Annotated in this window: 11 protein-coding genes; 1 reads left to right on the top strand and 10 read right to left on the bottom strand. The window is 54.4% G+C overall.

Translation table 11 applies throughout. The features are described 5' to 3' along the window. Positions 1 to 5: 5 nt before the first annotated feature. The 4 genes from HVZ39_RS02270 to aaeX all read right to left on the bottom strand — a co-directional run bounded on the left by HVZ39_RS02270 (position 6) and on the right by aaeX (position 3,520). Entirely contained in the window at positions 6 to 284 is a 279-nt protein-coding gene (locus tag HVZ39_RS02270) for a barnase inhibitor (protein ID WP_016154709.1), read from the bottom strand. 119 nt (positions 285 to 403) lie between these two features. Next, complete coding sequence (aaeB, locus tag HVZ39_RS02265; protein WP_181633185.1) at positions 404 to 2,371, bottom strand: p-hydroxybenzoic acid efflux pump subunit AaeB; 1,968 nt, start codon at positions 2,369 to 2,371, stop codon at positions 404 to 406. A gap of 5 nt (positions 2,372 to 2,376) precedes the next feature. Then, positions 2,377 to 3,309 (bottom strand): p-hydroxybenzoic acid efflux pump subunit AaeA, encoded by a 933-nt coding sequence (gene aaeA / locus HVZ39_RS02260; protein ID WP_016154711.1) that lies wholly within the window; start codon positions 3,307 to 3,309, stop codon positions 2,377 to 2,379. Between the two features lie 7 nt (positions 3,310 to 3,316). Beyond that, positions 3,317 to 3,520 (bottom strand): p-hydroxybenzoic acid efflux pump operon protein AaeX, encoded by a 204-nt coding sequence (gene aaeX / locus HVZ39_RS02255; RefSeq protein ID WP_003025177.1) that lies wholly within the window; start codon positions 3,518 to 3,520, stop codon positions 3,317 to 3,319. 184 nt (positions 3,521 to 3,704) lie between these two features. On the opposite strand from aaeX, the gene aaeR reads away from it, so the two are divergent. Beyond that, positions 3,705 to 4,634: an HTH-type transcriptional activator AaeR gene (gene aaeR, locus HVZ39_RS02250; RefSeq protein ID WP_016157586.1), complete on the top strand. Its 930-nt coding sequence runs from the start codon at positions 3,705 to 3,707 to the stop codon at positions 4,632 to 4,634. Between the two features lie 94 nt (positions 4,635 to 4,728). On the opposite strand, the gene tldD is transcribed toward aaeR, so the two are convergent. The 6 genes from tldD to mreC all read right to left on the bottom strand — a co-directional run bounded on the left by tldD (position 4,729) and on the right by mreC (position 13,808). After that, positions 4,729 to 6,174 carry a metalloprotease TldD gene (gene tldD / locus HVZ39_RS02245; protein ID WP_019077799.1) on the bottom strand — a complete coding sequence of 482 codons (1,446 nt, stop codon included), beginning with the start codon at positions 6,172 to 6,174 and terminating at the stop codon, positions 4,729 to 4,731. Positions 6,175 to 6,321: 147 nt separating this feature from the next. After that, on the bottom strand, positions 6,322 to 10,122 hold the full coding sequence (gene yhdP / locus HVZ39_RS02240; RefSeq protein ID WP_181633184.1) for an AsmA2 domain-containing protein YhdP: 3,801 nt from the start codon (positions 10,120 to 10,122) through the stop codon (positions 6,322 to 6,324). A 114-nt stretch (positions 10,123 to 10,236) separates the two neighbouring features. Continuing rightward, positions 10,237 to 11,706: a ribonuclease G gene (rng, locus tag HVZ39_RS02235; protein WP_003828822.1), complete on the bottom strand. Its 1,470-nt coding sequence runs from the start codon at positions 11,704 to 11,706 to the stop codon at positions 10,237 to 10,239. Continuing rightward, positions 11,696 to 12,289 carry a nucleoside triphosphate pyrophosphatase gene (locus HVZ39_RS02230; protein ID WP_065554780.1) on the bottom strand — a complete coding sequence of 198 codons (594 nt, stop codon included), beginning with the start codon at positions 12,287 to 12,289 and terminating at the stop codon, positions 11,696 to 11,698. Before HVZ39_RS02230 ends, rng begins: the two co-directional genes overlap by 11 nt. Before the next feature lie 7 nt (positions 12,290 to 12,296). Then, entirely contained in the window at positions 12,297 to 12,785 is a 489-nt protein-coding gene (gene mreD / locus HVZ39_RS02225; protein WP_003025196.1) for a rod shape-determining protein MreD, read from the bottom strand. Continuing rightward, complete coding sequence (gene mreC / locus HVZ39_RS02220; RefSeq protein ID WP_016154716.1) at positions 12,786 to 13,808, bottom strand: rod shape-determining protein MreC; 1,023 nt, start codon at positions 13,806 to 13,808, stop codon at positions 12,786 to 12,788. Between the last annotated feature and the right edge of the window lie 37 nt (positions 13,809 to 13,845).

The following is a 13,845-nucleotide window of genomic DNA, read 5'->3' as shown; positions in this document are numbered from 1 at the left end:
ATGCCTTACATTGAGTGACGAACGTTAAAGCGCAGCTGTCCTTCCAGCTCTTCTTCCGCTTCATCGAACAGTAAAATCAGCGCGCCGTATCGCCTGCGTAACTTGTCCGGCAAATGAACAAATTCAATCTCCAGCGGCAGCGGTAAAACGTCCCCGATAACCACCTCCCACAGAGAATCTAAATCAACCACCTTTTCCCGGGCGAGACCGAACGCGCGCGTAAACTCACGGTAGAAATCCCCCTGGTCTTCTATCTCGTCAAAATCAAATGTATAGATGTTCATCTATAGCCACCATCCCGACGCCAGTCACTCTACAGACCATCAATATGCAGGAACCTCCTGCATTTTCAGGTAAGTATAGCCATAAAAAAACCGACGCTTTTAGCGTCGGTTTCCAACTCTTAATTACTGGTCAGCGCATGCTGGTATTTGTGCAGCATCCCGCTAAGTCGTTTTACCGGCTCGGTCACCTGCGGTGGCGCTTGCCAGATGATTAATTTCTCCTGATAGATCTCAAGCTCTTCCAGCAGCTGGCTAAAGTAGCGTCGGCGCTTGTCGTCGTTGCCTGCGGAAATCACGTGATCCGCAGTGCGACGAAGCTGGCGATGGAACGCGGATAGATCCTCGTTTACCGGTATCGGCGCATCGCGCAGGCGCTGATGTGCAATGATCATCGTCAGCGCCAGGCGAAACTTCGCCAGGTCGCCGGGAAATTTGTTCATCAGCAAAAACAGCTGCTGATAAAGCGCCGGGAGGTGGTTTTCTTTACGACGTACCACGTTGGTGGTCATCGCTGAAACCGCTGCCGAGACAAACTGGTTGAGCAACACGCGACCCGTTCTGTCACGAGAGTTATCGCGCACCAACAGAATGACGATAAATGCCAGCACGCAGCCAACAATTTGCCCCAGCGCACTATCAAGGAACTGGCTAAAGTGGAAGGTCATCGGGTTATCCAGCACGATGATATTAATAGTGCTGGCCAGCGCCCCCATTGATCCCAGCCGTCGTTTCTGTACCTCTATACCCAGAAAGAACCCCAGCACCGCCAGGCTCAGGCACAGTAACAACATGCTTTGTTGCGTATTGGGGATAATCACCAGGAAATAGAGCGCCCCGAGCGGTAACGCCGCCAACGTACCGTAAATAAAGTCAATCGCCACCATGCGCGGGTTGGGCAAACGCATTGCCAGCGAAGTGACAACCGCAATCATCACCATTGCGCCGCTGCCGGAGGTCCATCCGGTCCACAGCCAGAATAAAGTTCCCAGCACACAAGAAAGCGTGGTGCGCCAGAAGTTGACCATCGCATGATGGCGCTCGGCAGACTCCACCTTCACCACTGGCTCACCTTGCAGGATCTCTTCTTCCGTGGCGCTAATTTTGGTATTACTCAGTACACCGCGTTTGAGCAACAGGTAGCGCGTCGCGGCGCCAGCCCAACTATATATCGTAATCGGCGTTTCGCGTTCACCGGTCCAGGCAATCACCCGCCGCATCCGCTTCAACTGTTTATGAACATCCTGCACCGTTTCAACCGGCATATTGAACAACTCGCGGAAGGTATCAGTGATCAGTTCGGGTCGAGTGTTCTGAATAAGATAGGTTTCGCAGGACTGCGTGATGAGCGTGAGTGACAGCGTGTTCAATGCTTTGAGTCTGCGGTTAGCCCGCCCCCAGCGTGAGGACTCCATATTCAGGTTACTTCGCATGCCTTCCAGTGCCGCCGTACGCCGGACTAAATCGCCCCAGGCTTTGTCCACTTCTTCACTGTCACCATGCTTAATGCACAACTGCATAAGCTGATACTGCGCCACCAGCAGGCTGTCCAGTTCGACATCAATCTCCTGTTTCACCGAACGGGGCGAAAAGAGCAGATCGGCCACAATAGCACAGACAATCCCCATCACTATTTCACTACAGCGTTCGAGCGCAAATTGCGGCGTCAGCAGCGGTTCAGCCTGGATGGTAATGACGATGATCAGCGCCGTATAGCCCGAAAGTCCCCAGGCATAGGAGTTTTCGATCTTCACAAGCGACGAGATCCAGGTACAAAAACCGGCCCAGATACAACACACCAGGATCATCAATAACGGGGCGCGGATCATGCTGATGATAATGATCAGTGCAGCAATACAGCCGATAAATGTCCCGACAATACGCAGCATGCCGCGATAGCGTATAGCACCAGAATAGGGCTCTCCGCCAGCGGCAAAGGCCGGGCCAGCCGCCACAATGGCGGCGGTCAGCACCGCCCAGCGCGGGGTCTCAAGTTGGAAGTGAAAGCCAACGAACAGCGCCAGTACAATCGCGCACGCCAGTTTTACCGCAAAGCGGATATGCTGGTTGGCAATAGAGAAAATGTCCATCACGATTAGCCAAACTCGCGCAGGCGGTGCGCCATTTTACGGAAGAAGGATTCCCGGCTTGCATCGCGATCCTGCTTGCCGGTAATGACGACGGTAGCCGTAGTCCCCGCAGGCCACAGGGTTCCCTGCTGCTCATCAAGACGAATTCGCACCGGTACACGCTGCGCCAGACGCACCCATTCGAGATTGGAATCAATGGTCGCCATACCCTTTGCGTCCCGCGTGCTGCTGGCATTCGTTACGCCAGCCGCCACGCTATCAACGGTGCCCTTCAGCACATGATTACTGCCCAGCGGGGTGATCTCTGCGCGATACCCAGGGCGGACGCCTTCCAGCTTGGTTTCTTCCATATAGGCCAGCACATAAAAAGAATGCTGTTTGACCAACGCCACCGCCGTAGAGCCGCGAGTAATAAATTCGCCGCTGTAGACGTTCAGGTTAGTCACCCAGCCATCTGCTGGAGCGCGAATGACGGTACGTTCCAGATCTAATTTCGCCAGGTCGCGGGTCGCCTGCGCTTTCGCAAGCTGGTGTAATACGGTTTGCAGGACATTGTTTGACTGGTCGATCTCTTCACGAGACATAGCCTGCACGCCCAGCCGGTTACGACGGCTGGCTTCCTGGCGTTTTTCCTGTGATAACACCTGATAGTAGGCGACGTCTGCTTCCGCTTCTTCGAGCGCTTTTTTATAGCGCGGCTGATCGATGGTAAACAGGACCTGGTCTTTCTTCACCAGTTGATTATCATGAACGTTAACGTTAGTGATAAGCCCGGCGACATCCGGGGCTATTGCCACAACGTCGGCGCTGAAGCGCGCATCACGCGTCCACGGCGACTCGGTGTAGAACACCCATGCGCGGAAAATGGCGATGAAGGCCAGAATGACCAGTACGAGAGTCGTGGCCGTACGGGAGAGTTTTCTTGTTAGTGTTTTCACTTCAACCTCAAACGAACAGGCGCGTTATTAAATAGAACAGGCAGCAATACAGCGCGGTGTTAAACAGAGCCGGGTGCCAGACAAAATCATAGATGCCAGTTGGAACCAGTACCCGGCGCACCAGCCAGAAAATCGCCAGTGACAAAAGTAATTCGAAAAAAATCGGTGGGAAGGACAGACCAAACACCACGATAACGGGAAACAGACTCATGTTGACCTTGGTAGCTTAAGAGAGTGCAGGTGATAGATTTTCTAGCGTATGTCACCGCAGAGAAGGGCAAGGATGAGCCAGGCGAGAGCGACATAGCTGTTATTTGAATAATAATATATTAACGTAACTGTTATGCTGTTATCTATATTATGTGATCTAAATCACTTTTAAGTCAGAGTGAACAATGGAACGATTAAAACGTATGTCGGTGTTTGCCAAAGTTGTCGAACTGGGCTCCTTCACCGCCGCCGCAAGACAGTTACAAATGAGCGTTTCATCGATAAGCCAGACGGTCTCTAAACTGGAAGATGAGCTACAGGTCAAGCTGCTAAACCGCAGCACACGCAGCATTGGGCTAACTGAAGCCGGTAAAATTTATTATCAGGGTTGCCGCCGGATGCTGCACGAAGCACAGGATGTTCACGAACAGCTTTATGCCTTTAACAACACGCCCATCGGCACCTTGCGCATTGGCTGTTCTTCAACCATGGCACAAAATGTCCTCGCTGGGTTGACCGCAACGATGCTGAAAGAGTATCCAGGATTGACGGTAAATCTGGTAACAGGCATCCCGGCACCGGATTTAATCGCCGACGGTCTGGACGTGGTTATTCGCGTCGGCGCGTTGCAGGACTCCAGCCTGTTTTCACGTCGCCTGGGAACCATGCCGATGGTGGTCTGCGCCGCTAAAAGCTATCTCGCGCAGTTTGGCGTGCCGGAAAAACCCGCCGATCTCAGTAACCACTCGTGGCTGGAATACAGCGTGCGCCCGGATAATGAATTCGAACTTATCGCTCCGGAGGGGATCTCTACCCGCCTGATCCCAGAAGGGCGCTTCGTGACTAACGATCCGATGACGCTGGTGCGCTGGCTGGCCGCAGGCGCGGGTATTGCCTATGTGCCGCTGATGTGGGTGATCAATGAGATCAATCGTGGCGAAGTGGAGATCCTGCTGCCCCGCTACCAGTCGGATCCACGTCCGGTCTATGCGCTGTATACCGAAAAAGACAAACTACCGCTCAAGGTCCAGGTAGTGATTAACTATCTGACGGATTATTTTGTCGATGTGGCGCAGCTGTTTCAGGGGATGTACGGCCGGGGCAAAGAGAAATAAAAAAGCCCGGTAGCGCTTTGCTTACCGGGCCTACATTCAGTGCCAGCGCACATTCCAGGCCGGATACGCTGAGCGCTATCCGGCGACCGGGTCGTTACGCGGTGCCACCTACGGTCAAGTTATCCACCTTCAGCGTCGGCTGGCCCACGCCCACCGGCAAGCTCTGTCCTTCTTTACCGCAAACGCCAACCCCGTTATCCAGTTTCAGGTCGTTACCCACCATCGAAATCTGCTGCATCGCTTCGATACCGGAGCCAATCAGCGTTGCGCCTTTCACCGGTTTGGTCACTTTACCGTTTTCAATCAGATACGCTTCGGACGTCGAGAATACAAATTTCCCGGAGGTGATATCCACCTGACCGCCGCCAAAGTTAGGCGCATAAATACCGTATTCAACGGATTCGATGATTTCCTGCGGCGTGGATTTCCCCGGCAGCATATAGGTGTTGGTCATACGCGGCATCGGCAGGTGCGCGTAAGATTCACGGCGACCGTTACCCGTTGGCGCTACGCCCATCAGGCGCGCATTCAGTTTGTCCTGCATGTAGCCTTTCAGAATGCCGTTTTCGATCAGCACGTTGTACTGACCCGGTGTCCCTTCGTCATCGATAGCCACGGAACCACGACGGTCCGCCATTGTGCCATCATCCACAACGGTACACAGTTCTGATGCCACCAGTTCACCCATGTGACCGCTGAATACCGAGGTGCCACGGCGGTTAAAATCACCTTCCAGACCATGACCGACCGCTTCATGCAGCAGAACGCCAGGCCAACCAGCGCCGAGTACCACCGGCAGCGTACCAGCAGGCGCTGCTACCGCGGACAGATTGACTAACGCCATGCGTACGGCCTCTTTCGCCCACGCGTCGGCACGGACTTCACCATCGAGGTCGCCAAGGAAATAGTCATAGCCAAAACGACCGCCGCCACCGCTGGCGCCGCGCTCACGCTTACCGTCCTCTTCGACCTGTACGCTTACGGACAAACGTACCAGCGGGCGGACGTCAGCGGCCAGCGTACCATCAGTCGCGGCCACCAGGATCAGTTCATAAACACCGGTCAGGCTGGCGGTCACTTCCTGGACGCGTTTGTCGGTGGCACGGGCCACGTTGTCTACGCGGCGCAGGATATCGAGTTTTTCTTCACGGCTCATGCTCTGCAACGGATCAACCGAGGTGTAAAGCGCCTGATGCTCCACGGCCCCCAGCGTTTTTACTTTGCCGTCACCGTTGTCACGCACGATAGTACGCGCGGCATGAGCGCTTTGTTCCAGCGCCAACAGGCTAATCTGGTCTGCATAGGCAAACCCTGTTTTCTCGCCGCTGATGGCGCGCACGCCAACGCCCTGATCGATATTGTAAGAACCATCTTTAATGATGCGGTCTTCTAAAACCCAGGATTCGTGATAGCTCGACTGAAAATAGAGATCGCCGTAATCAAGACGGCGTTCGGCCAGTTGGCCCAGGATGGCAAACAGATCCTGATGTTTCAGGCCATTTGCCGCTAGCAATTGTTCACTTACCAGGTTCAGACTCATCGTTTTGATTACTCATTTAATTCTGCCGGATAGCGGAAAAAACGCCTTATCCGGCCTACGTTGTTAGGCTGCTGTAGGCCGGATAAGCGCTGCGCCATCCGGCAATACTATGTACTGAGATTGGGGCAATTACTCGCCCCCGTCAAATCATTGCTGGCTTTCTTTGCGCGGCTGACGCAGAACTTCGTTAATTTGCGGCTTATCGACCGGACCGGTGATGCGATAGCGCAGAATCGAGACTTTGCTCCACAGCGGCCCCAGCACCTTACTGGCGGCAAACACCGCCGCACCAACAATCGGGTTGACGGCAAACGCGGCGGCAACCCCTACGGTGGCAGATATTTCTGGTGCAACGATGGCTTCCATGTCCAGATCCCGGCGTACCAGGTTCACCGAACCTTTCATCGCAATGTCGGCTTCCAGACCATCCACCAGCGTGTCGTCGGTATGCATCACGCCATCTTTGATCCACGCCGTGCTGCGAATCGAGTCGAAATAGAAGCCTTCGCTGAAGGTGTCGCTAAAATCAAAGCGCAGTTTACGCAGTAACGCATCGAAGCTTAGCAGACGTAACAATTGCCCCGCATGTCCGGTACTGATTTCGGTAAGTTCGCCTTTGCCCAGCCGGGTACGCAAAATACCATTCAGCGAGGCTACATCAGGATCCCACGGCGGATTACGCCAATGCAGATCATACTCCACGTTGAATGAAGAATTGCGAATCGGCGTTGATACGCCAAAGAAACCGGCTGCGGAGTCAATTTTATTGCCGCTCAGTTTACCCTTCAGCGACGTTCGCTCCTTGCCCGGCGCATTCACCCACACGCCGTCGGTGGTCAGTCTGGCAAAACCCGTATCCAACAGACCGTTACTCAAGGTGAGCGTGTCGCCTTTAATCGCTACATCGGCGTCAATGCGCCCGTATTTCTGTCCCCACATCCAGCACTCGGCACAGCGCAGCTGAAGGTCCGGCCAGCCACGGAAGCTGACGTTGTCGATGGCTGAGAACGGCGAGGCTGGCGTACTATTTTGTGACGGTTTTGCCGCGCTTGGGTTGTAATAAAGATACTTAATATTGGCCAGCCACGGCGCATTATTGCGCATAGCCAGCGTGGCGTTAATTTCACGGCCCTGCGCCTGCACGGTGGAGCCATTGCTCGCAGGCTCAGAAACGATACTCAAATTATTCCACTGTTGACCGCCCAGGGATAACGATGGCGTACGCACCGTGATGCGCTGTGGGAAGTTAGCGTTGCTGCCCACGTTATCCACAGCGCCTTTCTGGAATAACGCCAGCCATTGCGCGCCATCCATAGGGGGAAGATTAAGCTCTATGCCTTGTTGATCGGGTAACGCGGGCACGGTGCGGCTTTCCGACGCCCAGATTGCGCGGTCAAGCGTCAGTTTCTGATTCAGCAGCCAGCGGCTATTAAAATGATTTTTACTGCCAGCGTTGCCGGTCAGATCAAAGCTGCGCAGATTGCCGTTGGCCTTAACGTTCACCGGCAACGCCTCACCGGCCGCCTTATTCAGCGGAGAAGGTAAGTGACTACTTACATTCTTGAGATCGCCCTTTAACTCAACGTTGTAGGTCGGCCCGGCATGATACGGAAGATCGATTCCTACCTTGCCATTCCACGCTATGCTGCCATTCAACGCGTCGTTGACCTGCGTCGGTAAAATCCCCATGCGGCTTGGCTGCCAGTCACCTTGCAGATTCACGGCTACCTGATAGGCTTTCGCCCCTTCGGTCGTGGAAAAGTCGACGTTCAGCGGCTGATTAAACCAGTTCGCGGTCATCGGCTCGCTCTTCAGATCACCGTTGATAAAGCTGAATTTACCATTCAAATTCTTCAGCGTGCTGTCGAGCGGTTTAATAAACAGGCTGTTATTATGCAGGTTGACGTCACCTTTGGCGGTAACCAGCGAGCCGTCTAGCGGAATATCAAGATGTAAGCGAGCATTCACATCGCCGTCAATCTGCAACTGCTCAAGCGTAGCGCCGAGTGAATCCTTCAATGGCGTCTCATCAAAATAAGGTCCAACCGCCTTGCCCGGCCCGTTGATGTCGGCATCAATCAGCAGTTTTTCTTTGGCATAGTCGGGGATGTTAGCCGTCAGATTACTGGCCTTCACACCGCCCAGATTAACGCTATCGGTCTTCATCCACAGACCGTCGTTAATGAAGTTCAGTTCAATATTAAGGTCAGTCAGCGCGGGCCAGTCGGGCTGGAAAGCAAACTTCGCATTGCGAAGCGGCACCAGTACCTGGAACTGCCCTTCATTGTGTAGATACGGGAACAGATGCGGGTCGCCGCCATACACCAACGTGGCGTTATCCGCTTCGCCGCCCTGAATAGAGCCGCTGAGGTAATCAACCAGCTCTTTGCCCATCAGGTTTTCCGGGAAGTAACGCCAGGCCTGAGAGCCATCGTCGGTGCTGATACCTGCCAGAATGCCCAACCATGGCTCATCATTGGCGGGCTGCAGATAGCGAAAACCACCGCGTGCGTGTACCGCTTTCGCTTTAACATCAATGTTGCGCCCATCTAACTGGAAACCTTTATCATTCTTCAGCCAGCTTAGCGTCGCTACGCCGTCCTCTATTTCCAGCGGTGCGCGAAAGACGGTTTCATACGGCATTTTAGCTTGCTTCATGGAAGCAGTGAGCACCCCGTTTTCAACGCTGCCCGCAAGCGTACCGGAGAAATGCTCTGCCCCTGGCAGCAGCTTCCACTGTTTCCAGGCCAGATTGGTCCACGAGGACTGGAAGCGGGTTTTTTCTGTTGCCTGTAACGGGATATCCAGCGCCAGCACATCTATTTTGCCGCTCGGCTGCGTGGCCCGCCAGATATCACCCAGCGCAGGCGATAACTTGGCCGCCATCGGACGCAGCCCTTCTAACCCGGCCAGCTCCAGATTGCTGGCGCGGATGCGTAGCTCGTCGCTGCGTTTGTTATTCTCGCCGCCGACTTCCTGTTCAGGGATCCAGGCCAGCGCTAACGCCCCGCTTGGCCAGGGTTTATCATCCATCGTGATACGGGTATCGGGAATGGAGAATTGCCAGCCCGACTGTTCGCGGCTGATGTGCGCTGTCAGGTTATCGACGGAGAGCGTGTGCGTACGACTCTCTCCCAGCCAACTTGCCCCACCTTTTTTCAGCCAGACATCGCCGCCGGAAACGACGCCTTTTCTGATCGTCATCCATGCTTCCAGGCTAAAACGCGCGGTTTGCAACGCGACATTATCCTGCATCCATTTACCCAGCCACGGCTTGACGTCGATATCGTCGGCCTGCAGCCAGACCCGACCGTTATTCAACAGCCCGTTGTCATCACGCAGATCCATTCGAACCTGCATAACACCGTGCTGCCCGGTCAAACTGGAGAGACTGACCTGGCCTTCAGCGCGATGCCGATTTTTACCGTTAAGCCAGGTAAGCTGTGGGATCGCCAGTTCTGCACGCTGGCCTGAGAGGGTTAAAAAGCTAATCTGGCTGTCGCGTAGATCGAAATGATCAAACTGACGCAGGAAGAGATCGCTCAGGTGGCCGGCTTCAATTCCATCACCGCTTTCGCTGCGCTGGATGGGGGTGTTGGTACGCAGCTGCAACTGCCAGAAAGTGAGATCGCGAAACTGCCAGCGCATGTGCAGCAAGCTTTGCCACACATCCAGCGCTAATGTGACCCGCTTTACCGAAAATTCACCGCCGTCTTTAAGCTGCGCGTGGATATCGCGCGCTTCAAGAGTAGGCCCGAAATTTTGCCAGCTAGCGGAAAGTTGGCTGGCGGAGACGGGCAGACCGGTGGCGGATTCAATCTTGCCAAGGATGGCCGGACGCCAGCTATCAAGATGAGGTAGCGCAAGGCGCAGCCCACTGACCAGCAGCGCTGCGATGACAACGAATGCGGCTCCAGTGAGCAGTAATATCCCCGGCAATCGCCTCACGCGCCTCTCCTTGTCTACCAAAAAATGTGACTCACAAAACCGTCTTGCCGGATGGCGGCGTGAACGCCTTCTCCGGCCTGCAAGGTATCGCCATTGGGCGTTTACCAGGCCAGATTACATCATGACAACGTCGAACTGCTCCTGGTTATACAGCGGTTCGACTTGTACTTTAACCTGTTTGCCGACAAAGATTTCCACTTCCGCCAACGCATGTGACTCTTCACCCTTCAGGGTTTCAGCCACTGCCGGAGATGCATAAACCAGGAAACGATCGGAGTCATATGCATGGTGTACCCGCACGATTTCGCGCATGATTTCATAGCATACAGTTTCCACGGTTTTCACCGTACCGCGCCCATGACAGGTCGGACACTCGTTGCACAACACATGCTCCACGCTTTCACGCGTGCGTTTGCGCGTCATCTCCACCAGGCCCAGCTGAGAAAAACCGTTGATGCTGGTTTTTACGCGATCCTTGCTCAGCGCCTGTTCCAGAGAGTGCAGCACCCGTCGACGGTGGTCTTCATTATTCATGTCGATAAAATCGATAATGATAATGCCGCCGAGGTTACGCAGACGCAGCTGACGAGCAATGGCCTGCGTTGCTTCAATATTAGTATTAAAGATAGTGTCGTCGAGATTACGATGCCCAACAAACGCTCCGGTATTGATATCGACGGTGGTCATTGCTTCAGTTTGATCGATGATCAGATAGCCGCCAGATTTCAGTTCAACCTTGCGTTCCAGCGCGCGCTGGATTTCATTCTCAACGTCAAAGAGATCAAAAATGGGCTGGCGCCCGCTGTAATGTTCCAGCTTGCTGGTCATCTCGGGGATATATTCCGCTGTGAACTCCAGCAACGCTTCATAGGTCAGACGAGAGTCAACGCGGATCCGGTCAAGCTGGGCATCGGCAAAATCACGCAACACGCGCTGCGCCAGCGCCAGTTCGCCGTACATCTGGTAGCGTGTTTGCGGGCGCTTTTTACGCTCCATGACTTTAGTCCAGACGCGCTTCAGGTAGGCAGCATCCGAGGCTAGATCCTCCTCGCAGACGCCTTCCGCCGCTGTGCGAATGATGAATCCGCCCTGTTCATCGCAGTAATCCGCCACCACTTTTTTCAGGCGTTCGCGTTCGGTTTCGCTTTCGATACGTTGGGAAACGCCAACGTGCGAAGCACCCGGCATAAAGACGAGGTAACGGGAAGGAAGCGTGATGTCCGTCGTCAGGCGTGCGCCCTTAGTACCCAACGGATCTTTTACCACCTGCACCATCAGATCCTGGCCCTGGCGCACCAGTTCAGAAATGTCGCGCACGGTGAACTGTTTTTGTTCTTCACCCGCCACGCATTCGGTGTGCGGCATGATGTCTGAAGCGTGAAGAAATGCGGCTTTATCCAGTCCAATATCTACAAAAGCCGCCTGCATACCCGGAAGTACACGACTTACACGACCTTTGTAGATATTGCCTACGATTCCGCGTCGCGCCTCACGTTCAATATGAATTTCCTGCAGAATACCGCCATCAATGTAAGCCACCCGAGTTTCCGATGGCGTTACGTTTACCAACAATTCAGCCGTCATGTTTATCCCTTTTCTCACGCAGTGCGTTAAAATTGGTCAGCAACTCATACGTTTCTACCAGCGGTAAGCCGACTACGGCGTGATAGCTGCCATTGATCTTCCTGACAAAACAGCCACCCAACCCTTGAATACCGTATGCACCTGCTTTATCCATTGGTTCACCGCTGGCAACATAGCCCGCGATGTCCTCATCGGTTAGTGCTCTGAACGTCACTTCCGTCACCACCAGACAGTCCAGACTGTGCCGGCGGTCGGCCAATGCCACGGCGGTCATGACCTGATGCGTTTTACCCGACAGTTTGCGCAGCATTGCTGCGGCATGGGCGTCGTCGTGTGGTTTTTCCAGCACTTCGCCATTAAGGATAACAATGGTATCTGCACCCAATACCGGCAAATCACGCTGCGCCAGCGCCACGCCAGCCTGCGCTTTTTCGCGTGCCAGACGCGAAACATACTGCTGCGCGCTCTCCTGCGGGTGTCGCTGTTCTTCAATCCCAGGCACCAGCCGTTCAAACCTAACACCAAGCTGAGCGAGCAGCTCCTGACGACGTGGAGAACCTGAAGCAAGATACAGAGTATTCATATCAACCTTATTGCACCGCAAACTGCTGACGGACTTTACGCATCAGTAAGAATAGCCATGGCCAAAGCACACCATTCACTACACTACTCCAGAACACTTCGGGTCTGAAAGAGACATTGATCACTAAAAACTCGGCCCAGAAAACAATAATATCCACGACCAGTGATAACAACATGACCACCAGCGCCTGTTGCCAGAGCGCGAGGTTACGGAATAGCTGGAATTTCAGCGCGACCAGATAAGCAATGATACTCATCGACAATGCGCGCACGCCAAGCGTGGAGCCGCTGATGAGATCCAGTATGGCACCCACCACAAACCCCGTGCCCACATTTACGCGATGCGGCAGCGCCAGGATCCAGTACAACAAGATGAGCAGTACCCAGTTTGGCCGGAAAACCAGAATATCGTCCGGCCAGGGCATGACTTGCAGCAACAGTGCAATAAGGAACGAGAGCCAAATCACCCAACGTCCCTGGCTACGATAGCTTGCCACTTACTGTCCTCCCGGCTTACGCGGAGCAGGTTGTGGCGGCGTGGTACCCGCAGGCGCTGGAGTCACGCCTGTTGCGGGAGCTGGCACTGGTGCAGGCGGCCCCATGGCATCTGGTGCAGGCAGAACTTGCGGCATCATTTGCATCAGACGTTCATTGGCAACGCGGTGCACTTCCTCTGGCGTCATCGGATTTGCGCCGTTACGATCGGCGCCCCACAACAGCAGCAGATAACGCAGACGCTGCAGACCCGCGGTCGGGCGTGCCTGAATCACGGTATAAGCGCGCTGAGTGTCCAGCTTAACGGAAGAAACAACACCAACCGGATAGCCTTCAGGGAAACGTCCCCCCAGACCCGAGGTAACCAGCACATCGCCAACGCGAATGTCGGTGTTGGCCGGCAGGTGTTCGAGCTGAAGATCGTCGGTGCAGCCGTTACCGGCAGCGATCACGCGGATATCGTTACGCAGTACCTGAATGGGCAGAGCATGCGTCGCATCGCAAATCAGCAGCACGCGGCTGGTCAGTTTAGCCACCGCTACGACCTGACCCACAACGCCTTTGTCGCTAATAACCGGCTGACCTTCGTAGACACCGTTAACGCTCCCTTTGTCGATCACCACCTGATCGCTGTAAGGGTCATTAACCGTCGAGATGACCTGCGTCACCATCTTTTGTTCGTCCTGACGCAGCGGCGATCCCAGCAGCTCACGCAAACGCGCGTTCTCCTGTTTATATTGCCCCAGCATCAGCAGCTCGCTGTTTTTCAGCAGCAGTTCCTGACGCAACGCCCGATTTTCAAGTTCGAGTTGGTCACGAGAAGCCAGCGTTTGCGAAACGCCGTCGAGTAATTCACGAGGACCATTTGAGATAAAGTAGAAAGGACTGACGGCGGTATCCATGTACGTTCGTATTTGACTAAACGTACCCAGGCGGCTGTCGGCAATAATAACGCCGAGCGCCACCAGCACCGCCAGAATAAGGCGAATCTGTAGCGACGGGCCACGGCTAAAAATTGGCTTCATAGTCTATGCGTATTCTCGTATCAGAGCGGAAGGGCAA

Origin of the sequence: Citrobacter sp. RHB35-C21 (genome assembly GCF_013816515.1) — a bacterium.
In the GTDB taxonomy this organism is placed as follows: Bacteria; Pseudomonadota; Gammaproteobacteria; order Enterobacterales; family Enterobacteriaceae; genus Citrobacter; species Citrobacter braakii.
The sequence above is the reverse complement of the archived record's forward strand: the minus strand, read 5'-3'. Positions and strand labels throughout refer to the sequence as shown.

Coding starts and splice junctions, on each gene's coding strand:
- HVZ39_RS02270 (WP_016154709.1), bottom strand. CDS start 284: ATGAACATCTATACATTTGATTTTGACGAGATAGAAGACCAGGGGGAT.
- aaeB (WP_181633185.1), bottom strand. CDS start 2,371: ATGGACATTTTCTCTATTGCCAACCAGCATATCCGCTTTGCGGTAAAA.
- aaeX (WP_003025177.1), bottom strand. CDS start 3,520: ATGAGTCTGTTTCCCGTTATCGTGGTGTTTGGTCTGTCCTTCCCACCG.
- aaeR (WP_016157586.1), top strand. CDS start 3,705: ATGGAACGATTAAAACGTATGTCGGTGTTTGCCAAAGTTGTCGAACTG.
- tldD (WP_019077799.1), bottom strand. CDS start 6,174: ATGAGTCTGAACCTGGTAAGTGAACAATTGCTAGCGGCAAATGGCCTG.
- rng (WP_003828822.1), bottom strand. CDS start 11,706: ATGACGGCTGAATTGTTGGTAAACGTAACGCCATCGGAAACTCGGGTG.
- HVZ39_RS02230 (WP_065554780.1), bottom strand. CDS start 12,289: ATGAATACTCTGTATCTTGCTTCAGGTTCTCCACGTCGTCAGGAGCTG.
- mreC (WP_016154716.1), bottom strand. CDS start 13,808: ATGAAGCCAATTTTTAGCCGTGGCCCGTCGCTACAGATTCGCCTTATT.